Raw genomic sequence first — 20,822 nt, forward strand, 5'->3', positions numbered from 1 at the left:
GGTGGGCTTAGTCCGCCTTCAGGCCAAGCTCGTCGGCCAGCTTGCGATAGGTGTCGATTTCTCCGGAGAGTTGCGCGTGGAACGCATCGCCGCAGGTCTCGCGGGGTTGCATGCCCAACGCATCCAGGCTCTTGGCGGTGGCGGGCGCCTTGGCGAAATCCCGGGCAACCTGCTCGAGCTTGGCGCGCACGTCTTGCGGCAGGCCGGCCGGCGCCAGCACGCCATACCAGGCGTCGGCGGTGTAACCCTGCACGCCGGCCTCATCGAACGTGGGCACTTGCGGCAGTTGCGGCAGGCGCTTGGGCGCGGCGACCGCCAGCGCGGTCAATTTGCCGGATGCCACCTGCGGCAGCACCGACCCCAATGTCGCAAACGAGCTGTCGATCTGGCCGCCCATCAGGTCGGAGATGACCTGAGCCGCGCCCTTGTAAGGGATGTGGTTCATCGACGTATGGGTCAGGCGCAGGAACTCCGCAGTGGCGAAATGCCCCGAGCTGCCCGTGCCGGGCGTGGCATAGGTGATGCGGCCCGGCGCGGCGCGGACCTTCGCCAGGAATGCGCCAAGGCTGTCCACTTTCAGTGCGGGGCCGACAACCAGCACGGTCGGGCTGACGGCCACGGCGCACACGGGCGTGAACGATTGCAGCGCATCGAACTTTACGCGGTTGCTGTAGAGCGCCGGAATCATGGTGTGGTTGGTGGCGCCGACCAGCAAGGTATAGCCGTCAGGCGCCGCTTTGGCGACGGCTTCAGCGGCCAGGATGGTGTTGGCGCCGGGCTTGTTCTCGACCACGAAGGTCTGGCCCGTGGCCTGCGACGCATAAGACGCGAACGCGCGGGCGACCACATCAGTCGGACCGCCGGGAGAGAAGCCGACCACGACACGTACGGGGCGTTCGGGGTAGGCGGCGTGGGCGGCGCTGGCGCAAAGGGCCAAGGCCGCCATCGTAAGGGGGCGGAAAATACTCACAGGATGTCTCCTCTTTAGCGTGTGGGCGTGCGGCCTGTTTCGGACGCTGCGCCAGGCAATGGCGGGTTGAACGCGTGGATGCCGGGAATGGATTGGTCAGACGGTGGCGATGGGCGTAGCAGGCGAACCCACGGTGCCCGGCAGGCGCAGTGGCGGCGCGGTCAGCAGGAAGCGATGGCGGCGATGGGCGCGCAGCCAGCGCGCAAGCGGCGTCAGCCACCAAAGCTCGCCCAGATGGATGCCGTTCTTGAACAGGCAATGTTCGTGCAAGGGCAGGCGCGGGCGCCGCAAGGCGGGGGCGGGCGCGCTCAGGTTCACCGTCTGCACCAGTTCGACGGCGGGGTTGTCGGAAATCAGGCAGGCCAGCCGCGACGTATCGATCCATTGCAGCAGACGGCTGTCGTGGCCGTCGAGCCCGCTGCCGGTTGCGTGCAAATGCGCCACATCGGGTTGCCGGTTCATGGCCATGAGCATGTCGCCAAACCCCGTGTGCAGGCACACCATGTCGCCAGATTCCACCGTGATGCCATCGGCCTCCATGATGCGCATCAGCATGTCGTATCCGACGGCGGTTCGCGTGCGGCCTACATGAGCTTCCAGGTCGATCAACACCCCACGGCCTTGCACGCCGTGCTCGGCTAGATGTTCGATGCCAAGCGCACCGGCGCGGGGGCCGGGAAAGCGCGCCCACTCCGCGGAGGCTTCGGCGTCTTCGTGCGCAGCGACGATTTCCTGGCCTGCCCGAAAGCCGTTGTAGAAGACGGCTTCAGGCTCGCCGTCGCCATCGGCATCGAAAAGGCTGCCCATGTGCGCCAGGCTGTCCCATTGGGTTGAGTACTGCGTGTTCATCAGCAGCACGTCGTCGCATACGACGTCTGTCAGTTGCGGGTCTTCCGATGCGTACGACCAGCAATATCCTTGCGCCCCCGCGCTCTTGCCGTCGCGCAACGTGGCATAGCGCTGCGGCGGCAAGCGGCGGGGGTTGAGCGCCATGCCGCCTGGCACGTCCAATGGGAGCGACAGGCAAAACGTAAGCCCTTCCCGCGCTTCGGCGATGCCCTCGCGCACTTTGGCGGGAGTGACCAGATTCATGCGGCCGAGCTGGTCGTCGGGGCCGAATTCGCCCCAGTGGCTTCCCGGCGGCGCTTGTTTCCATCGTTGCGGCATGGGCGGCTCCTCAGGCGGACGCGGAATCGCGCGCCAGCACCGCCAGAATATTGCGCACCGCGGCCATGCCCATGTTCACGTAAGCCGCGCTGGTGACGCCGCCAATGTGCGGGCTGAGGATGATGCGCGGTTCTTCTTGGAAGGGGTGGCCGGCCGCCATCGGTTCGGTGGCGAAGCTGTCCAGGCCCGCCGCCATCACCTGGCCGGATCGCACCGCCGCCAGCAGCGCGTCTTCGTCCACCAAACCGCCGCGCGCGGTGTTGACGAGAATCACGCCCGGCCGGCATTGCGCCAGCGTGGCGGCATTGACCATGCCGCGGTTGTCATCCGTCAGCGGGCAGTGCAGGGAGATCGCATCGGCGTCCTTCCAGATGCGCTCCAACGGCACACGCTCGACATACGCGGGCAGGTTCTGCGCGTAAGGATCAAAGCCGATCACGCGCATGTCCATGCCGTGCGCCACCGCCGCCATGCGCTGGCCGATGGCGCCCAGGCCGATCAGGCCGATCGTCTTGCCGGCCAGTTCCACGCTCTTGTGCGTGGACTTGTCCCAGTGGCCGCCGCGCATGCGCGCATCCAGCGCCACCACGGATTTGGCGCAGCTCATCAAGAGCGCCAGCGCCTGCTCGGCGACCGCCGCTGCGTTCACGCCCACGGCGGCAACCACGTCGATGCCGCGTTGTGCGGCCGCGGCCTTGTCGATGGTGTCGGTGCCGCTGCCATGCTTGGAGATCACGCGCAGCGCCGGTGCCGCATCCATCGCGGCCGCGCCGACCTTGCTGTAGCGCACGATGATGGCAATGGGGTTGTGCGTGCGGCACAGCGCCACGACGTCGTCTTCAGACGGCGTCTTGCCCGCGTAGACCACGTCGAAGTCGCCCAGCAGCGCCAGCGCTTCGGGCGCCAGATCGGCCGCCGTGACGAGGATGGCGGGTTTGTCAGAAGCGGGAGCGTTCACAGCGATTCCCCTTCCTTCAACACACCCGCCGCGCGCAGCGCTGCCGTCAGCCACTTGGCCTCGGTGTCGCCCGCCTGGATGGCGGCGATGCGGGCGGCTTCGTCGCGCACTTTCTTTTCGGCGGCGGGAAGCAGGCCTTCAATTTTTTCGCGTTCGACGACAACCACGCCGTCGGCGTCGCCGATGATGAAGTCGCCCGCATTGACGGTCACGCCGCCCACCGACACGGGGTGGCCGATGCGGCCGGGCACGTTCTTGGTCGGGCCGTTGGGGTTGGTGCCTGCGGCGAACACCGGGTAGTCCATCTCGATGATTTCGACGGTGTCGCGTGCCGCGCCATCCATCACCACGCCCGCGATGCCCAGCTTGCGGCAGGCGGTCATCATGATGGTGCCCATCAGCGCCGAGCTCAGATCGCCCTTGCCGTCGATGACCAGCACATCGCCCGGCTTGGCCAGCGAGATGGCGGCGTGAATCATCAGGTTGTCGCCCGGCCGAACTTCAACGGTGAGCGCCGTGCCCGCGACTCTCATGCTGGGGTGCAAGGGCCGGATGCGGCCGCTGAGCGCGCCGCGGCGGCCAGCCACGTCGGCCAGAATCGCGGGTTGCAGTTCAGCCGCGCGGCGCACGATGGTGGCGTCTACGCGGGGAAAGTCTTTGATGATGTCCTGGTTTGCCATGAAGGTTCCTGAAAGAGTCAGAAGGGAGGTGGGGCGTCGTCAGGCCGGCTTGATGCCAGCGTCGCGAATGACCTTGCCCCACTTGTCGAAGTCGGCCTTGCGGGTCTGGTCCAATGCCTGCGGCGAGCCGCCGGCGAGCGTGATGCCAAGCTGCTCGGCCAGCGCAATCAACGCGGGGCTTTGCAGCGCTTTGGCGATATCGGTATTCAGCCGTTCGATGACGGCGGCAGGCGTGCTGGCCGGGGCGAACACGGCTTGCCATTGCTCGACCACGAAGTCGGGCATGCCGGCTTCTTCCATGGTGGGAACGTCGGGCAGGGCGGGCAGGCGGCGGGCCGATGTGGCGGCCAAGGCGCGCAGCGCTCCCGTGCGCACATGGGGGAGCGCGGCGGCGGCCGGGATGAAGGCGAATTGCACCTGGCCGGCCAGCGTGTCCTGCAAGGCGGGCGTGTCGCCCTTGTAAGGCACGTGCAGGAATCGCGCCCCGGTGCGTTGCTGTAGCAGTTCGCCCTGCATATGCAGGATGGTCCCCGTGCCGCCAGAGGCATAGGCCAGGCTTTGCGGCGCGGCCTTTGCGGCTTTCAGCAGGTCGTCCAGCGTCTTGAAGGGTTGCGCCGCGCCCACGACCAACAGGTGCGGGATCGTGCCGATCATGATGACGGGCGCGAAGTCCGCGACCGGGTCATAGGTGAGCTTGCCCATTACGTGCGGCGCGATGGCTTGCGGGCCGATCGAGGTGCCTAGCAGCGTCAGACCGTCGGGTTCGGCGCGCGCGACGCGTGCGGCGCCGATGGTGCCTGTTGCGCCCGGCCGGTTGTCGACGATCACGCGGGTGGCAAGCAGCGCATCGAGTTGCTGCGCGATGGCGCGGCCCAGCACGTCGGTGCTGCCGCCCGCCGGATAAGGCACGACCCAGGTGATGGTCTTGCCTGCCGGCCAGTCCGGCGCTGCGCGCACGTTGAAAGCCGTGGTGGCGGCCAGTGCTGCGCCAAGGGTCAGCAGGCGGCGCCGGGTGAGGGTTGCGGTGGCCAGGGTAGGCATGAGGGTGTCTCCGTGATGTTGTCTTTTTTCATTCCGGAAAGCCGTAGAGGGCTGCCGGGTTGCTCACCAGAATGCGATTCAATGCGGCCGGGCTGCTTGCCCATTCGCTCAGCCGGTCAAGCTGGCGGGCGTCATCGGGCATAGGCTGTTTGCCGGCCGACGCGGTGGCGTGCGGCCAGTCGCTGCCCCAGATAACGTGGTCGGGGTTGGCGTCGAGGTAGGTGCGCGCCAAGGCATGCAGCGATGGGTCGTCGGTCGACCGCTGATCACTGACGAGATACCCGCCAGACAGCTTCACCCAGGCGCGCCCGGCGCCAAGCAAGCGCAGCACCCGCGCATGCGCGGGATGCTGGCCGGCCAGCGCGGGCGTGATGCGGGCCAGGTGGTCGAACACGATGGGCGTGGGTAACGACGACAGCAGTTCGCCCAGCTGCGCGAGCTGATCGGGCGGCATTAGCAGCTGCACGTGCCAGCCCAGCGGCGCCACTCGCGCGGCCAAGGGCGCGATGTGCGCCGCCGACCCCGTCACGCCCAGCGACAGGTTCAGCCGAATGCCACGCACGCCCTGCGCATGCAGCGCTTCCAGTTGCGCGTCGGACTCCGTGCCGTCGATGACGGCGATGCCGCGCGCCTGTTCACCCAATTCGGCCAGGCCGGCCAGCATGCTGCGGTTGTCGGCGCCATAGGTGGAAGGTGTGACCAGCACCGCGCGCTGCGTGCCGAGCCGGGATTGGATCGCGCGGTACTGCGCAATGCTTGCGTCCGGCGGCAGCAACGTTGCACCCGCCGCGGGCGGATAGCGGCCGTCGTAGACGTGGACATGGCAGTCGCAAGCGCCAGCGGGCACGGCGACGGCAGGCCGTCCTTCACCAGCGGAATAGGCGTAGGGGGCGCGCATGAAAGGTCACTCGACGCGGGCGCCCGAGTCCTTGACGATCTTTCCCCAGCGGGCGCGGTCGTCGCGGATCAGTGTGGCGAAGTCCTCAGGGGTGCCCGTCAGCACGCGCGCGCCTTGTTCCTGATACTTCACGCTCAGTTCCTTGGATTGCAGCGCCTTGTTGAACTCGGCGTTCAAGCGGTCCACGATGTCTTTCGGCACGCCCTTGGGGGCGGCCAGGCCGAACCAGGTCACGGCTTCAAACCCCGGATAGCCGCGTTCGGCGATGGTGGGCACGTCGGGCAGATCGGGCACGCGTTGCGCGGACGTGACCGCCAGCGCGCGCATCTTGCCGTTGCGCACGTGGCCGATCAGCGTGGGAACGGACGACAGGTACATGTCGATCTGCCCGCCGATCAGGTCATTGGAGGCCTGCGCGGCCCCTTTGTAGGGGATGTGCGTGAGCTGGATGCCCGCTGCGTTCTGCAACTGCACGGCCGCCAGATGCGACACGGTGCCGTTGCCCGAGCTGGCGTAATTCAGTATTCCCGGCTTGGCCTTGGCGGCCGCAATCATGTCGTCCAGCGACTTCAACGGCGAACCCGCCGGCACCACGATCACCAGCGGCGCGTCGGCAATGAGCCCAATCGCGCTCAGGTCTTTCTCGGGGTCATAGGGCAGCTTGGCGTACAGCGTGGGGTTGATCGCCAGGTTGCTGGTTTGCCCCAGCACCAGCGAATAACCGTCGGGGTCGGACTTGGCCACCGTGTCCACGCCGATGTTGCCGCCGGACCCGGGGCGGTTCTCGGTCACGATGTTCCAGCCGGTGTTGCTGGCGACCTTCACGGCGGCTTCGCGGGCCAGCACGTCGGTGCCGCCGCCCGGGGGGAACGGGACGACCAGGCGGATGGGTTTGTTGGGGTAGCCCTGGGCCAGGCTGAGCCCGGTTGCGCAGACGAGGGCGAGTCCTGAGAGCGCGCGTACGACGACCTTCATGGTTTGTCTCCGATTTTTGTTTTGGTAGGCGCATTGTCGGATCGTGTTCCGCACAATACAATCCAAGTTCGTCTAGCGAAACATGTTGCGTACCATGAACGAAGAAGAGACTGGCAACCCCGATGCCGCGAAGGCAGGCGAGGACGGCGAAGAAGGCGTTATTGCGGTGCGCCGCGCCATGCGCATCCTGGAAGCGTTCGGCGTTGAAGAATCGCACCTGACGCTGGCGGAACTGAGCCGGCGCACCGGCTGCCATCGTTCGACGGTGCTGCGGCTGGCGCGCACGCTCGCCATGGACGATTACCTGGCGCAACGTGCCGATGGCACCTGGCGGCTGGCGCGCGCGGCGGGCTGGCTGGGCGCTTGTTATCAGGCCACCTTCAACGTGCAGGAAGTGGTGCAGCCGGTGCTGCGCGAGCTATCGGCCGCCACGGGCGAAAGCGCCACGTTCTATGTGCGCGAGGGCAACCAGCGGATCTGCATGGCGCGTGTCGAAGGGCCCAAGTCCATCCGCCATCACGTGCGGGTGGGCGCGTCGCTGCCGCTCACGCTGGGCAGCCCGGGCCGCGTGCTGCTGGCCTTCTCCGGCGAAGCTGGCGAGCCCTACGAATCCGTGCGGCGGGCCGGCTACATGATGTCGCTGGGCGAGCGCGACGCCGAGGTCTCAAGCCTCTCGGCGCCGGTCTATGGCATGAACTGGACCTTGCTGGGCGCAATGTGCATCTCGGGCCCGATCTCCCGGCTGACCGAGCAAGTGCTGCTGGGCCACAAGGATGCCATTCTTGCCGCGGCCAGCCGGCTGTCGCGCTCGATGATGGGCGCGCGGCAGGGCGCTTGAACGCGCGTGGCGACTCACGCGGTTCAGCAGGTGTCAGCGCGATTCAGCGTGATTCAGCGAGGTTCAGCTCGGTTCAGAATTTCTCCGGAACGAATCGAATCGGCCGATCCGGCTCTTGATACCCCTGCGCCTTTTGCCGCTTAGGCAGTTTGACTTCGGGATGGGGCAGGGCTTTGTACGGAATGCTCTGAAGGATGTGGCTGATGATGTTCAGGCGCACGCGCTTCTTGTTGTTGGAGTCGGCCACGTACCACGGCGCATGGTCGGTATCGCTGGCGGCAAACATGTCGTCTCGCGCCCGTGAATAGTCGTACCAGTGGCTGTACGAATCCAGGTCCAGCTTCGATAGCTTCCAGATCTTGCGCTCGTCGTGAATGCGCGCTTGAAGCCGGCGGGTCTGTTCTTCTTCGCTGACTTCCAGCCAGTACTTCAGCAGGATGATCCCGGAATCAACGATCGCCCGTTCCACCAGCGGCACCGCTTTCAGGAACACCTTGGCCTGTTCCTTCGTGCAAAAACCCATCACGCGTTCGACCCCCGCGCGGTTGTACCAGCTGCGGTCGAAGATCACGATTTCACCGGCTGCGGGCAGATGCGGCAGATAACGCTGCACATACATCTGCGTCTTCTCGCGATCGGTGGGTGAGGGCAAGGCAATGACGCGAAACACGCGCGGGCTGACGCGCTCCGTAATCGCTTTGATGGTGCCGCCCTTGCCCGCGCCATCGCGGCCTTCAAACAGAATGCAGACCTTGGCGCCGCTATGCACCACCCACTGCTGAAGTTTGACCAGTTCGATATGCAGGCGGGCGAGTTCTTTTTCGTAGTCCTTGCCCGTCAGGGGCTTTGCTGTTTTCACGCTGTCTTCCGCTGCTCTTTTCTTGGCCATGATGTGCCTCCTTGAGTCGCACGAATTACTTGCGTATTGCTCTTGTATTGCTCGTGTATTTCCCACGTCCTTCGCGATTGTGAGGCGCGAGCCCGCCGCGCGTCCATGATGATTCCGGCGAAAAGCCGTCAGGCGGGATGCGAATGCGGATGCCGCCTGCGCCGGGTTTCGGACGGCGTTTCAAGAAACAGGTCGTGATAGCGCGCGGCCGCGTATGTGGAATACGGATAGCCATGCTGAAAAAAGCAATCGGAAACGGTCTGCTGGTTATTGCTGTGGGCCAGGTCCAGATAAACGTCATGCAGTTTTCTCAAGGCTAAGTAATGGCCCGGACTCATGCCGAAACAGGCCTGGAAAACGTCGCGCAAGCTGCGTTCGCTGATCTTCAGGCCCTTGCGCAATTCGTCCACATGCACCGCCTGCTGCCGGTCGCGAAAGATCGCCAGCGCCAACTCGCACAGCTGGGGCAAGCACAAGCTCGGCCGGCCCTTGTTCTTGTCGTGCGGCACACGGTTGGCGATCAGATTACGCAAGCGCTGCTCAACCAGACGGCGCCCCAGCGCGGGCGGACAGGCGGGCGCCATCGACAGGAGCGCCGCCTCGCGCAGCGCGGCAACTTGCAGGGGGTCTGTTTTCACCATGTCAGCCGCGCTAGCCCAGCGCCGCAGCGTTTGCGCCGCAAAGCTGTCGTCTATTAATAAATCAGACGCCAGCGGCAGCGCGATGCTGACCCAGTCATTGGGGCCAGCGGCGCGGAAGACGAACCCTTTGCCAGGCGCCAGCACACCCATCGAATCCTGACTAAAGGGGACGCCATTCAGCCATGCCTGGGCGGGCGAGGGTTCTGGCAATAGCAAGGTCAGGTGCGTGGCCCAGCCCGCGGCCTCGCACAGGTTAGGCACCCGGGTGACGCCGCGTTGCACGTCGATGCCATCCACATCCAGATGGCCGGTTCGCCAGCCGCCGTCTTTAGAACCCAGCAGGAATACCCTTACGTCGGCGTGGAAGAGAGCGGCCGCGTACGAATCAAACGACTCGAAGTGCTGCAATTTCATCTAAGCCTCCACGCAAGAGAGCTGACGACATATTGCCGAAATTAGCATGGACTTAGCACTCCGTCACTGGCGAAAATGCAGCACACGTTCTCTTGCAAGGGGCTCTACATGTTTCTTGCCAAATCGCGGCGCCGGTTCGTGGCCGTAGCAACCGTTGCGCTGCTGTGCTTTCCCTTGACGGGACACGCGGTGTCGGGACACCTGGAGGACGCCATCGCCGATGTGCTCGTCTGGGTCGTGCTCGTTCTTGTCCCCATTCTGGCCATCTGGATCTTCTGGAAGCTGCACGTTTTGCCGGAAGTGATTGCCGAAAAACGTCATCACCCTCAAGCCGAGGCCATCAAGTCGCTGTGCCTGTTATCGCTGGTGTTTGGCGGCATGCTCTGGCCCTTTGCCTGGCTGTGGGCGCATACCAGACCCGTCGGATACCGGCTCGCCTATGGCCGCGACAAGCATGAGGAAGACGGGCCCGGTCCGGAAACCTTGGGTTGACGATAAAGGGGCGCCGGCATGCTTGAACTCATCTTGATGGTGTATGGGCTGTTGATTTGGCTGATCTTCATCAAGCTGAAGTGGCTGCCGTGGAACATCAAATCCCAGGTTGGCGTGGTGGCCATCGGGGCCGCCGGCGTGGCGGCGCTGGTGTTGATCATCAATGTGGTGACGCCATCGTCCAACGAGCTGCGCGTTGTCAATTATGTGGTGGAAATCATTCCCCGGGTGACCGGGCGCGTGGTGGAAATTGCAGTGGAAGGCAACCGGCTGATCAAGAAGGGCGACGTGCTGCTGCGCCTGGATGCGGAACCCTATCAATTGAAAGTCAGGCAGCTGGAAGCCAAGCTCATCGATGCGCAAGCCACGCGGCAATCGCTGGACCGTGACCTTGCCGCCGCGCAATCGTTGACGGCAGCGGCCTTGGCGCAAGTCGACCTTGCCCGGATGCGGCTGCGCCAAAGCACCGCCTTGGCGGCGCGCGGCGCGGGCAGCCAGTACGACGTGCAGAGCTTTCAAAGCGAATTGAAAGTCCGGCTGGGCAACTGGGAAGCCGCGCGCGAGACCGAACGCAAGATCAAATTGAATCAGGAGGCGGTGGTCGACGGGGACCAGGTAGCCGTGGCGCAGGTCAAGGCCGAGCTGGACACGGCGAAGTGGGAACTGGCGCAGACCACGCTGTATGCCCCCGCTGATGGCTACGCAATCAACTTGCAGGCGCGCGTGGGGTCTTACGCGGCCGCGATACCGCTGCGGCCGATCATGTCGTTTGTTGAGACCACGCAGCAGGTGATCGCGTTTTTTGATCAGAATCAGCTGACCAAAGTCGAGGAAGGCAACGAGGTCGAAGTGTCGCTGCGCACGGTGCCCGGCCACGTCTTCAAGGGCAAGGTGGATTCCATTGTTTGGGCCACGTCGCAAGGCCAATTCCAGGCATCGGGCCTGCTGCCCGGCACCACCAGCGAAGGCGCGCGAGCCGATGCGCCCATGCAGTTCGCGGTGCGCATTGATCTTGAAACGCCGCAAGACATGACGCTGGCGATGGGCGCCCGCGGTAACGCTGCAATCTACACGGACCGCCTGGGCGCGCTGCATATGGTGCGCAAAGTTATCTTCCGCGTGCAGTCCAAGCTGGATTATCTGGTTCTGAAGCTTCATTGACGGCGCCGACATGCACCCGAACCGCATGATCGTTCCCAAGCTTCTCACCGCGATGTGCGCGGCCGCGCTGATGGCGGGCTGCGCCAACCTGGACGCGCCCACCAAACAGGCGATGGCCGAACAGGCCATGGAGGGCAAGGCAGTGCCTGAACACTGGGTCGCCAGCGCCAGGGTGGCGGCCTTTGATCCGGCATGGGCGGGATTTCCCGAACATGGAACCTTGCAAGCGTTGATTGATGAAGCACTGGCCAATAACCTGGACCTTCGTGTCGCGGCCAGCCGGGTGCAACAGGCGGCGCAGCAGGCCAGGCTGGCGGGCGCGGACCTGCTGCCCACGGTTGGCTTCGGGGCGCGCACGGCGACCGACCCCACGCCGGGCAGCGCATTTTCCGCCAATGGCTACGCCATCCTGATCAACTGGGAAATCGATTTATGGGGCAGGGCGCGCGCAGAGAAACGGGCGGGTGAGGCCGGATACCGGTCTACCGAAGCCGATTACGCATACGCGCGCCAATCCATCGGCGCATTGACCGCCAAGAGTTGGCTTGCTGCGTTAGAGGCCACCGGCCAATTGGCGCTGGCGCAGGAACTTGAAAGCACGACCGGCGAACAGCTTGAGCTGGTGCAATACCGCCGCCGCATCGGCAAGGTCAGCGAACTGGACGTGGCTTATTGGGCGCAGCAGCGCGAAGCCGCGGCAGATGTCGTGGCGCAACGGGAACAGGCGCGCATGCAGGCGCTGCGTGCGCTGGAGCTATTGCTGGGCCGCTACCCAGAAGGGGCCGCGCAAGCGAACGAAGCCATCCCCGACACCCCGCCGCCGCTTGCGCCCGGGCTGCCCTTGGACTTGCTGGACCGCAGGCCTGACCTGATTGCGGCGCGCGAGCGGATGGTGTCCGCGTACTTCGGCGCCGAAGAAGCCAAGGCCGCGCGCCTGCCTGCGATTTCCATCTTTGCGGGGGCGGGCCGTTTCACGAAAGATTACTCGGGGCTGGCCACCAGCATGCAGAGCTGGGTCTATCCGGTGGGCGCATCGTTGATCTGGCCGTTGTTTGATGCCGGCCGCCGCCAGATCACGCTGGAACTGCGTACCGAGCAGCAGCGCGAAGCGCTGGCGTCCTATGCACGCGCCATCCTCACGGCCATGGGTGAAGTGGAAAACGGATTGACGGGCGAGCAGCAACTGGCGCTGCGCGAGCGCGCGATTCAACGCCAGTATTCCGAAAGCACCCGCGCGCTGGAGCTGGCGGAAGTGCAACGCCGGATCGGCCAGTTCGACACTTTCGATGTCTTGCAGCGCAAGCGCGATGTGTTGCGCGTGAAAGGCGACCTGTTGCATGTGCGCGCCGAACGGCTGGTTCAGCGCGTGAACCTGCATTTGGCGCTGGGCGGAAAGTTCAGTGTTGTCGATGTCCCTTCAGAGTAACGGGCCAGACGTACCGCAGATGGGGTATGGCCCGCCAAATTTTCAACGGCTAGATTCCGTTGAATAAGGAGAAGACCATGGATTGGTTCGTCGCTACGCTCAAGGCCTATCCCGAAATCGCGATCTTCCTGGCGCTCGGGATTGGCTATTGGATCGGAGGAAAGAGCTTCAAGGGATTCAGTCTTGGGGCGGTGACGGCAACGCTGCTGGTTGCGATTGTCATTGGCATCCTGGGCGTGAAGATTTCGCCGAACGTGAAGTCGGTTTTCTTCCTGATGTTCCTGTTTGCGGTGGGCTATGGCGTGGGCCCGCAGTTTGTGCGCGGCATCGCCAAAGACGGGCTGCCACAAGCGATTTTTGCCGTGATCATGGCGCTGTTCTCGCTGGGCGCGGCCGCAGTTGCCGCTGTCCTCGCGGGATATGACCTGGGTTCGGCCGCCGGTTTGTTTGCCGGGTCCCAGACCATTTCGGCGTCGATGGGGCTGGCGACTGACGCCATCAACCGCTTGGGCAAGTCGCCGGAAGAAGCGCAGGCGCTGCTGGATGCGATGCCTATTGCCTATGCCGTGACGTATATCTTCGGCACGGTGGGGTCGGCCATCATTCTGGCGCAGATCGGCCCCAAGCTGTTGGGCATTGACCTGGTTGCGGCGTGCAAGGAGTACGAGCAGATGCTGGGCGCGGGAAGCGCCGCAGAAGGCGAAACGCAATGGCATGACTTCGAGGTGCGTGCGTATTCCGTGGCGCCCGAGAGCCCGTTCATCGGCCGTGCGGTCGGCGACATCGAAGCGGGTACGCAGGATGGCGTGCGGGCCTTTGTTGAACGCATCCGCCGCGACGGCAAGATCATCGAAGCGGATCGGACTACGCTGATCCAGGCCGGAGACATTGTCGCCATCGGCGGCAAGCGCGATCAGCTGATTGCCCGGCTGGGTCCAAGCGGCCGCGAAGTGCAAGACGCCGAGCTGCTGGATATCAAGACCGAAGGCGTGGATATCTATATCTCGAACAAGAAGGTGGACGGCAAGCGGCTGGAAGAGCTGGCGCGCTGGCCCGGTGCGCGGGGCGTATTTCTGAAGCGCATACGCCGTGGCCCGACCGAGACCGTGATCCCTGTGTTGCCGAAGACGCAGCTGTTCCGTGGCGACGTCATCACGGTGGTGGGGCGCACGCAGGACATCAACACTACCGCCAAGGAAATCGGATATGTGGACCGGCCCACCACCGTAACCGATGTGGCGTTCATGTCGCTGGCCATCACAGTCGGCGCGCTGATCGGCGCGGTGGTGATCAATGTCAGGGGCATCCCGATCACCCTCTCAACGGCAGGTGGCGCGTTGATCGCCGGCATTGTGTTCGGCTGGTTCCGCGCGATTCGGCCTACCTTCGGCCGCATCCCCGAACCCACGCTCTGGTTCATGAATTCCGTGGGCCTGAATGTCTTCATCGCCGTGGTGGGCATTTCAGCCGGGCCGGGGTTTGTGGCCGGCTTGCAGAAGCTGGGGATCAGCCTGTTCCTGTGGGGCATTTTCGCCACCGCCGTCCCGCTGGTCCTGGGCATGTTCCTTGCCAAATTCGTTTTCAAATTTCATCCGGCGCTGATCCTTGGGATTTGCGCGGGCGCTCGCACCACGACCGCCGCGCTGGGCATGGTGTGCGAAGCCGCCAAGAGCCAGGTGCCCGGCTTGGGATATACGGTCACGTATGCCGTCGGCAATACCCTGCTGACCATATGGGGCATGGTCATCATCATGATTCTTGCTTAGGAGAGCACCATGACCCGTGACACGACTACTCCGCAGCACCTGGACCATCTGTTTTCGAATTCCGCCGCCCGTTCTGACCGGTGGCGCGACATGAATGCCAAGGCGCAGGCCTGGGCCGCCGCGGAACGAAGCGGCAAGCGCCATTCGGGCGGCGAGGCCGTGCAGCAGGCGTTGGCGGAATTGCGCGCGCTGGAAAGCTACTTCGCTTATCCCGGCGCGCACTTGCTGCACGCGCTGGACGACCGCCTTGCCGAAGGCGATGCGATAGGCGTGGCGCGCCTGGTGCTTCGCATGAGCGGCGCCTTGCTCTCTGGCAGCTACCGTTACGACAACAGCGAATGGGAAGTGGCTGACGAGACCTCTACCGATGTCCCAGACCGATTACCGCCCGGCTTGGGCGCGGGCGCACAGCGGCGGCCGTATTTCGAAACCCTGTTCGTGAACGCGATGTCTCCTGCACGTTCGGCGGCCATTTGCCAAGAGATCCGGCAACTGCGCCGGGCCGAAGATGGCCTGGTCTACGAACCCGTGCTGGTCGGCACCTTCGAAGACGCGGTACTGGCGACCATTCTTAACGGCAAGATCGAGGCGGTTGTCATCTATGACGGCGTGCCCTTTGGCTCCAAGCACGACACCCCGGTGCTGCGCGACTTCCTGACGGTGTATCAGCACATGGAGCCCTCTGCGGGCGAGACCCAAGAGGCGGGCCTCAAGCTGGCCCGTTTCATCGCCAACATCCGGCCGGAACTGGATGTCTATCTGCTGACCGACCGCAACGTCGAGCAGCTGGCGGGCGACCCGGCAGCGTCAGCGATCCGCCGCGTGTTCTATGAAGCCGAGGAACCCATGGAGGTCCACCTCAACATCCTGGAAGGCGTGCGCGACCGGCAGTCGACGCCGCACTTCGACAATCTCAAGCTCTATGCCTCGCGGCCGATCAGCACGTTTCACGCGCTGCCGATTGCGCGCGGCAAGTCCATCATCAAGTCGAACTGGATACGCGACTTCGGCGAGTTCTATGGCTTGAATCTGTTCCTGGCGGAAACGTCGGCCACGACAGGCGGGCTGGACAGCATGCTGGAGCCCACGGGCAACATCAAGCTTGCGCAAGAAAAGTTCGCGCGCGCAGTCGGTGCGGACCACGTTTTTTTCGTGACCAACGGCACGTCCACCTCGAACAAGATGGTCTACCAGGCCGTGACCAAACCGGGCGACATCGTCATCGTCGACCGCAACTGCCATAAGTCTCACCACTACGGCATGGTGCTGTCCGGCGCGCAGCCGCTCTACGTTGAAGCGTTTCCGATGACGGAATATTCGATGTACGGCGCGGTGCCGCTGGCCACCATCAAGCGGGCGTTATTGGATCTCAAAGCGGAAGGGCGGCTCGACAAGGTGTCGATGATCACGCTGACCAACTGCACGTTCGATGGCCATATCTACAACACGCGCCGCGTCATGGCGGAATGCCTGGCCATCAAGCCAGACCTGATTTTTCTTTGGGACGAAGCCTGGTTCGGCTTTGCCCGGTGGTCACCGTTCCTGCGTCCCAGAACGGCCATGGGCGCGGCCGCCGCGCTTGAGCAATGGCGTGACGACCCAGCCGCCATGGAGGAATGGAACGCCCAGGTCCAGGAACTGGGCGAAGACCTGGACCCGAAAGACCCGCGCGTGATGGAACGGCAATTGGTGCCGAACCCGCAAACCATGCGCATCCGTGTCTATGAAACGGACTCCGTTCACAAGTCCATGTCGAGCCTGCGGCAAGGGTCGATTGTGGCTGTGCGCGATGAAGACTACGACCATCACATCTCGGCGTTTCACGAAGCCGTCTTCATTCACGCATCGACTTCGCCGAACGCGCAGATCATTGCTTCGCTGGATGTCGCTCGGCGCCAGATGGAGCTCGAAGGGTACGAGCTGGTCATGCGCGCGATTGAAGTTGCGTTAGCCATACGCCGCGAAGTGGCCAAGCATCCGCTGATCTCGAAGTACTTCAGCGTGCTGGGAGCCGACAAGATGATCCCGGAGGCGTATCGCGGCTCGGGCTTTTCTGACTACATGCAGCCGGGCATGACCTGGCTGACCGCCGTGAAGGCGTTGAAGGACGACGAGTTCTGCCTGGACCCCACCCGGTTGACGCTGGTGTGCGGTACGGCGGGATTCGACGGCACCACCTTCAAGAACCTGCTGGCCTCCAAGTACAACATCCAGCTGAACAAGACCTCGCGCAATAGCGCGCTGTTGCAAAGCAATATCAACAACACGCGCAGCGACGTGGCCGCGTTGATCAAGGTGCTGTTGGAGATCTCCCAAGATATTGAGGCCCGGCTCAAGTCCGAAGGGGAGGAAGGGCGAATGGCGTTCGCCGCCAAGGTCAAGAGCTTGATGGAAGACGTGCCCAGCCTGCCCAACTTCAGCAGCTTTCACGATGGTTACCGCGACAATCCCGCCAGCACCACGTCGGAAGGCAATATGCGCACCGCCTTCTTCGCGGCCTACAACGAGGACGAGTGCGAGTACCTGCCCTTGACCAGCCCCAAGCTGGACGAACGCCTGGCGAATGGCCCGGAACTGGTATCGGCAAACTTTGTGATCCCGTATCCGCCCGGCTTTCCCATCATGGTGCCCGGCCAGATCATCGATGCCGGCACCATCGAATTCATGCGCAAGCTGGATGTGAAGGAAATCCACGGCTATCAGGCGGCGCGCGGGATCAAGCTGATCCTGCCATCCGCCATCGGAAAGCGAACCTCGCCCTAGCTAGGGATTTCAGGGAAAGCGGAAAGCGGCGCGCCGGGCACGGCGTTTGCTGATCGGTGCGAGTGATTGTCAACCCGATGGGGAAGGCCATGCCGCACACCGTGGAGCAGCCAGCCGTCAACCGCAACGGCGGCAGTATCGTGGGCGCTTCGCCATCGGTCTGGGTGATCGGCGATGTGCATGGATGCTGCGCCGAGCTTGACGCACTGCTGGCACGCCCGGAAATTGCAGACGACCCCACGAGCCAGCTGTGGTTCGTGGGCGACCTGGTCAATCGCGGGCCCGAGTCCGCCAAGACGCTGCGCCGCGTCATGGCGCTGGGCGAGCGCGCCACCGTCGTGCTGGGCAATCACGACATCCGAGCCTTGGCGATCGCCGCCGGATGCATCCGCCCGGGCAAGGGCGACACCCTGAATGATCTGTTCAACGCCCCTGATGCACTCGAGCTGCTGGACTGGCTGCGGCGCTGTCCCTTGATGCATGAAGGGGCGGGCCACGTCCTGACGCATGCCGGCATTCTTCCGCAGTGGGATGTGGATACCGCCATGGCGCTGGCGCGCGAAGTGGAAGACCGGCTGCAAGACGCGCAATGGCGCGATCACATGCACATGTTCTGCGGCCCGGCGGTGTTGGGCTGGAACGCAAAATTGCAGGATGACAGGCGCATACGCTTCATCGCCAGCGCCTTCACCCGCATGCGGCTGTGCACGCGCAAAGGGGAACTCGCGCCCGGGGCGAAATCTGCCCCAGGGGGCTGGCCACGCGGGACGATGCCCTGGTTTGACGTGCCGGGCAGGCTGGCCGTTGACACGCCCATCCTGTTTGGCCATTGGGCCACGCTGGGGCTGCTGGTGAGGACAGACGTTATGTGCGTGGACACCGCCTGCGTGACGGGAGGGGTGTTGACCGCCTTGAGGCTGGGCGACAGAAAGCTGCTTCAAGTCGGCCGGGACGCCGTTGAATCGCCAGCGGCGAGCCTACAGGCCCAAGGCCAGCAACATCAGAAACGCCCCGAACAGGACGAAGTGCGTCATGCCTTCAATGGCATTGGTCTGCCCGTCGTTCAGGTTGATCGCCGCTACCAATAACGTCACCAGCATCATCAAGGTTTGCAACGGCGTCATGGCCATCACGATACGTTGCCCTGAGATCAACGCCATCGCCTCCATGGCGGGCACGGTAAGAATGACGGTGGACAAGGACGCACCCAGCGCAATATTCACCACCGATTGCATGCGATTGGCCAACGCGGCCCGCAAGGCCGTCAACATTTCCGGAGCGGCCGAAATCCCTGCCACGATAAACGCCACCAGCCCGGGTGGGACGTTGGCGCCCGTCAGGCTGCCATCCAACGAATGCGACAGCAGTTCCGCCAGGAACCCCACGGCAATGATGCCGGCAGCCATGACGGCGATGGATTGCCTGCGGCTTGGGTAGCCACCGGGCGGCAAGGGCTGGCGTGTCTTCTTGTCCGGATAGCTGTAGCTGAAAAAATAGCTGTGAGGCCCCGTTTGCATGCGCAGGAACACGCCATAGAACAACAGCATGACCACAATCGTGAAGCCGCTGTAAGCCCGCCAGCTGGGTTGCGGAACGAACTCGGGAATGATCATCGACACCGTCACGGCCGTCAGGATCATCACGCTGTAGGTGCGCGCGGAATCATCGTTGTAGGACTGTTCGCCGTGCTTGAAGCCGCCCAGCAGGGCGGCCACGCCAAGAATGCCGTTGATGTCGAGCATGACGGCTGAATAGATGCTGTCGCGCACCAGCGTGGGTGATCCGCTTTTGGCCGAGATGATCCCCAGCACAATCACCTCCACCAAAACCGCCGACAGGGTGAGGATCATGCTGCCGTAAGGGTCGCCGAGCTTTTGCGCGATGCGCTCGGCGTGGTGCGCCACGCTTAACGAGGCGCCGAGGATCGCTGCGATGAGGACAGCTGTTTCCAACAGGCTGACCAGCTGGCCGTGGCCGCCCGATCCCGCGTCGAACGCGTACCCCGCCACCGCCACCACACAGGCCAGCAGCAGGAATTTTTCGGCATGCAGGATGGTTCGCACCCTATCCGCAAAGTCGTGTGGCCACCGTCGTCACGATGGTGCCGTCGGGCAACTCGTAGTTGCCATCCCCTCGCCATGCCACCAACTGCCCATCCTGAAGGCAGCAAAAGTAGTGGGGATCTGCCGGCTGGTCGGGTTCGGAGCGGCAGTACCGGTTGATGCGGTAAGTCGTCCCGTCCTCTGCGGCCGCCACGACTTCCATGACCCGCTTGGTTTGCGCATTCATCATGACCGCCTCCATACGATTTGGGTTGTCGCGTTTATTGGGTCACGCATACAAGGAGAGGTCAATACGCGTTGCAGCATGGGAAGTGGGGGCGCATCGGCCCCGTTCCCTGGTCTGGAATGCGCCCGGCGCTACCCCGGCCGGCGGGGCGTGATCAGCCGGATCTCGTCGATGGTGCTGGCATAGTTTGCGCCTGACAGCTGCACCACCGCCACGTCGTTACCGGCGCGCCGGTCGAGCCATTGCGCTTGCGTGCCCGGCGTCTGCTTGCGCAACTGGATGTCGTAGCCAGCGGCGGCGTTGTCGTAGGGCAGCCGGACGTCAATCCACCCATCGCCCAGCAAACGGTTGACCGTGCGCCGGCTATCACCGATCTTCAGGCCCACGATGCTGCCCTTGAATGGTGCACGCACGGTAATGGAGGCCACTTGGCCAACCGGGCTGAACAGCAGTTCCATGCCGCGCTCGGGAAGGTCAAGTCGGTAATAGCCCGAACTGGCCGCGGCCACCGGCTCGCTCTGGGTGCCAAGCGCCGTCTGCACCTGGCGGATCGTATCGCCCAGCCATATCCCTAAGCCGTTGGTGACCAGCGCATCCTTGCCTGCCGGCGCGGGCTTGTCGCCGAAACGTTCGCGGTAGGCGGCGGTTTGCAGGGCCAGATTGGCGCGGTCGCGCAGCACGTCGTCGGCCAGCCAGTTCGACATGAAGTCGCGCACCTGCGGGCTATCGCAATCAAAGCGCTCCGTCGCATTGCGCGCGGCCAGCTGCTGGGCCTTGTTGATATAGGTCTTGTCGTCGTCGGTCAGCAGCGCGGGGGCTGCGTCCAGCACGAAGCGTTTGCCAGGGTTGTTGCACGCCTCGGCATACAGGTTGAAGAGCGTGCCGTTAGCGTGGATGCGTGCGAGCGACGTGGCGATGTCATCGCGCAGCAGAACTTGGTCCACGCTTGCCGCACGTTGCTGGGTGCGGGCGTGCATCGCTTTATCGAGCTCAGCCGCCAGCGCCTGCGCGCGCGGTTCAGAGGGGCCAAGAAGCTTGGCCTGCCACTGTGCGATCGATTGGCCGACATTGACGTGATAGAACCCTGCGGTTTGCCCAATCTGAAAGACGCAGAGCAGGCCCGCCAACACCGCCAGCACAGTGCGTGGCCACCAGCGCGGCGCTTCACCGTAAGCGCCATCCTGCTTCAGCATCTTCACGGTCATGACAAGGCCCGCAATGGCCAGAATCAAGCCCAGCACATTGAAGCTGGAGTCCTGCACCAGCTTGCCATTCACGGTGGTCGTCTGGGACGTTCCCAAGAATAACCAGAAGGGCAGCAAGCCCAAGATCATTGCGGCGACCGGACGCCGCAGCCGATGCCATAGGCTGGGTGTGTTCAGACTCATCTTGCAGGGTCTCCCTGTCTTCGTTACGAGGACAGGCATTATTAACCAGTTTGTTGGCGGCCTCGA

Annotated in this window: 19 protein-coding genes; 7 read left to right on the forward strand and 12 right to left on the reverse strand. The window is 64.0% G+C overall.

Translation table 11 applies throughout. The features are described 5' to 3' along the window. Positions 1-7: 7 nt before the first annotated feature. The 7 genes from AC1DB0_RS13890 to AC1DB0_RS13920 form a co-directional block, all read right to left on the reverse strand. Positions 8-946: a Bug family tripartite tricarboxylate transporter substrate binding protein gene (locus AC1DB0_RS13890; RefSeq protein WP_342066698.1), complete on the reverse strand. Its 939-nt coding sequence runs from the start codon at positions 944-946 to the stop codon at positions 8-10. A 120-nt stretch (positions 947-1,066) separates the two neighbouring features. Next, on the reverse strand, positions 1,067-2,137 hold the full coding sequence (locus tag AC1DB0_RS13895) for a cyclase family protein (RefSeq protein WP_476757132.1): 1,071 nt from the start codon (positions 2,135-2,137) through the stop codon (positions 1,067-1,069). 10 nt (positions 2,138-2,147) lie between these two features. Further along, positions 2,148-3,095 carry an NAD(P)-dependent oxidoreductase gene (locus AC1DB0_RS13900; protein WP_476757133.1) on the reverse strand — a complete coding sequence of 316 codons (948 nt, stop codon included), beginning with the start codon at positions 3,093-3,095 and terminating at the stop codon, positions 2,148-2,150. After that, positions 3,092-3,775 (reverse strand): RraA family protein, encoded by a 684-nt coding sequence (locus AC1DB0_RS13905; protein ID WP_476757134.1) that lies wholly within the window; start codon positions 3,773-3,775, stop codon positions 3,092-3,094. The genes AC1DB0_RS13900 and AC1DB0_RS13905 overlap by 4 nt, the downstream gene beginning before the upstream one ends. A 39-nt stretch (positions 3,776-3,814) precedes the next feature. Continuing rightward, positions 3,815-4,816, reverse strand: a complete 1,002-nt coding sequence (locus tag AC1DB0_RS13910) for a Bug family tripartite tricarboxylate transporter substrate binding protein (protein ID WP_441371736.1) — start codon at positions 4,814-4,816, stop codon at positions 3,815-3,817. Between the two features lie 28 nt (positions 4,817-4,844). Then, on the reverse strand, positions 4,845-5,714 hold the full coding sequence (locus AC1DB0_RS13915; protein ID WP_476757135.1) for an amidohydrolase family protein: 870 nt from the start codon (positions 5,712-5,714) through the stop codon (positions 4,845-4,847). Between the two features lie 6 nt (positions 5,715-5,720). Next, positions 5,721-6,689 carry a Bug family tripartite tricarboxylate transporter substrate binding protein gene (locus tag AC1DB0_RS13920; protein WP_175171104.1) on the reverse strand — a complete coding sequence of 323 codons (969 nt, stop codon included), beginning with the start codon at positions 6,687-6,689 and terminating at the stop codon, positions 5,721-5,723. 82 nt (positions 6,690-6,771) lie between these two features. Here AC1DB0_RS13920 and AC1DB0_RS13925 point away from each other — a divergent pair, with 82 nt between their 5' ends. Then, on the forward strand, positions 6,772-7,527 hold the full coding sequence (locus AC1DB0_RS13925) for an IclR family transcriptional regulator (RefSeq protein WP_476757136.1): 756 nt from the start codon (positions 6,772-6,774) through the stop codon (positions 7,525-7,527). A gap of 73 nt (positions 7,528-7,600) precedes the next feature. Here AC1DB0_RS13925 and ppk2 read toward each other — a convergent pair whose 3' ends face one another. After that, positions 7,601-8,416 carry a polyphosphate kinase 2 gene (ppk2, locus tag AC1DB0_RS13930; RefSeq protein ID WP_054427166.1) on the reverse strand — a complete coding sequence of 272 codons (816 nt, stop codon included), beginning with the start codon at positions 8,414-8,416 and terminating at the stop codon, positions 7,601-7,603. A gap of 128 nt (positions 8,417-8,544) precedes the next feature. Continuing rightward, positions 8,545-9,471 (reverse strand): helix-turn-helix domain-containing protein, encoded by a 927-nt coding sequence (locus tag AC1DB0_RS13935; protein ID WP_476757137.1) that lies wholly within the window; start codon positions 9,469-9,471, stop codon positions 8,545-8,547. 108 nt (positions 9,472-9,579) lie between these two features. Here AC1DB0_RS13935 and AC1DB0_RS13940 point away from each other — a divergent pair, with 108 nt between their 5' ends. From AC1DB0_RS13940 to AC1DB0_RS13965, 6 genes are all read left to right on the forward strand, one after another. Beyond that, entirely contained in the window at positions 9,580-9,963 is a 384-nt protein-coding gene (locus AC1DB0_RS13940; protein WP_054427168.1) for a DUF3302 domain-containing protein, read from the forward strand. An 18-nt stretch (positions 9,964-9,981) separates the two neighbouring features. Beyond that, positions 9,982-11,124, forward strand: a complete 1,143-nt coding sequence (locus AC1DB0_RS13945; RefSeq protein ID WP_054427169.1) for an HlyD family secretion protein — start codon at positions 9,982-9,984, stop codon at positions 11,122-11,124. A gap of 10 nt (positions 11,125-11,134) precedes the next feature. Further along, the gene (locus AC1DB0_RS13950; protein WP_476757138.1) at positions 11,135-12,550 is read left to right on the forward strand and encodes a TolC family protein; all 1,416 of its coding nucleotides are present in this window, start codon (positions 11,135-11,137) and stop codon (positions 12,548-12,550) included. Between the two features lie 77 nt (positions 12,551-12,627). After that, a complete protein-coding gene (aspT, locus tag AC1DB0_RS13955) occupies positions 12,628-14,316 on the forward strand; it encodes an aspartate-alanine antiporter (RefSeq protein WP_476757139.1) in 1,689 nt (562 codons plus the stop codon). A 9-nt stretch (positions 14,317-14,325) separates the two neighbouring features. After that, on the forward strand, positions 14,326-17,079 hold the full coding sequence (locus AC1DB0_RS13960) for a decarboxylase (protein ID WP_476757140.1): 2,754 nt from the start codon (positions 14,326-14,328) through the stop codon (positions 17,077-17,079). Between the two features lie 89 nt (positions 17,080-17,168). Next, positions 17,169-18,167, forward strand: coding sequence for a symmetrical bis(5'-nucleosyl)-tetraphosphatase (locus AC1DB0_RS13965; RefSeq protein ID WP_427948497.1), 999 nt, complete (start codon positions 17,169-17,171; stop codon positions 18,165-18,167). Here AC1DB0_RS13965 and AC1DB0_RS13970 read toward each other — a convergent pair. The 3 genes from AC1DB0_RS13970 to AC1DB0_RS13980 form a co-directional block, all read right to left on the reverse strand. Next, positions 18,057-19,142 carry a calcium:cation antiporter gene (locus AC1DB0_RS13970; RefSeq protein WP_476757141.1) on the reverse strand — a complete coding sequence of 362 codons (1,086 nt, stop codon included), beginning with the start codon at positions 19,140-19,142 and terminating at the stop codon, positions 18,057-18,059. The two genes, AC1DB0_RS13965 and AC1DB0_RS13970, sit on opposite strands and share 111 nt — an antisense overlap. A gap of 1 nt (position 19,143) precedes the next feature. Then, positions 19,144-19,371, reverse strand: coding sequence for a hypothetical protein (locus AC1DB0_RS13975; RefSeq protein ID WP_476757142.1), 228 nt, complete (start codon positions 19,369-19,371; stop codon positions 19,144-19,146). A gap of 128 nt (positions 19,372-19,499) precedes the next feature. Further along, positions 19,500-20,756: a hypothetical protein gene (locus AC1DB0_RS13980; protein WP_476757143.1), complete on the reverse strand. Its 1,257-nt coding sequence runs from the start codon at positions 20,754-20,756 to the stop codon at positions 19,500-19,502. Positions 20,757-20,822 lie beyond the last annotated feature (66 nt).

The sequence above is a fragment of the Achromobacter sp. 10T422 genome (assembly GCF_056394065.1).

Coding starts and splice junctions, on each gene's coding strand:
- AC1DB0_RS13890 (WP_342066698.1), bottom strand. CDS start 946: ATGGCGGCCTTGGCCCTTTGCGCCAGCGCCGCCCACGCCGCCTACCCC.
- AC1DB0_RS13895 (WP_476757132.1), bottom strand. CDS start 2,137: ATGCCGCAACGATGGAAACAAGCGCCGCCGGGAAGCCACTGGGGCGAA.
- AC1DB0_RS13905 (WP_476757134.1), bottom strand. CDS start 3,775: ATGGCAAACCAGGACATCATCAAAGACTTTCCCCGCGTAGACGCCACC.
- AC1DB0_RS13910 (WP_441371736.1), bottom strand. CDS start 4,816: ATGCCTACCCTGGCCACCGCAACCCTCACCCGGCGCCGCCTGCTGACC.
- AC1DB0_RS13915 (WP_476757135.1), bottom strand. CDS start 5,714: ATGCGCGCCCCCTACGCCTATTCCGCTGGTGAAGGACGGCCTGCCGTC.
- AC1DB0_RS13920 (WP_175171104.1), bottom strand. CDS start 6,689: ATGAAGGTCGTCGTACGCGCGCTCTCAGGACTCGCCCTCGTCTGCGCA.
- AC1DB0_RS13925 (WP_476757136.1), top strand. CDS start 6,772: ATGTTGCGTACCATGAACGAAGAAGAGACTGGCAACCCCGATGCCGCG.
- ppk2 (WP_054427166.1), bottom strand. CDS start 8,416: ATGGCCAAGAAAAGAGCAGCGGAAGACAGCGTGAAAACAGCAAAGCCC.
- AC1DB0_RS13935 (WP_476757137.1), bottom strand. CDS start 9,471: ATGAAATTGCAGCACTTCGAGTCGTTTGATTCGTACGCGGCCGCTCTC.
- AC1DB0_RS13940 (WP_054427168.1), top strand. CDS start 9,580: ATGTTTCTTGCCAAATCGCGGCGCCGGTTCGTGGCCGTAGCAACCGTT.
- AC1DB0_RS13945 (WP_054427169.1), top strand. CDS start 9,982: ATGCTTGAACTCATCTTGATGGTGTATGGGCTGTTGATTTGGCTGATC.
- AC1DB0_RS13950 (WP_476757138.1), top strand. CDS start 11,135: ATGCACCCGAACCGCATGATCGTTCCCAAGCTTCTCACCGCGATGTGC.
- aspT (WP_476757139.1), top strand. CDS start 12,628: ATGGATTGGTTCGTCGCTACGCTCAAGGCCTATCCCGAAATCGCGATC.
- AC1DB0_RS13960 (WP_476757140.1), top strand. CDS start 14,326: ATGACCCGTGACACGACTACTCCGCAGCACCTGGACCATCTGTTTTCG.
- AC1DB0_RS13965 (WP_427948497.1), top strand. CDS start 17,169: ATGCCGCACACCGTGGAGCAGCCAGCCGTCAACCGCAACGGCGGCAGT.
- AC1DB0_RS13975 (WP_476757142.1), bottom strand. CDS start 19,371: ATGATGAATGCGCAAACCAAGCGGGTCATGGAAGTCGTGGCGGCCGCA.
- AC1DB0_RS13980 (WP_476757143.1), bottom strand. CDS start 20,756: ATGAGTCTGAACACACCCAGCCTATGGCATCGGCTGCGGCGTCCGGTC.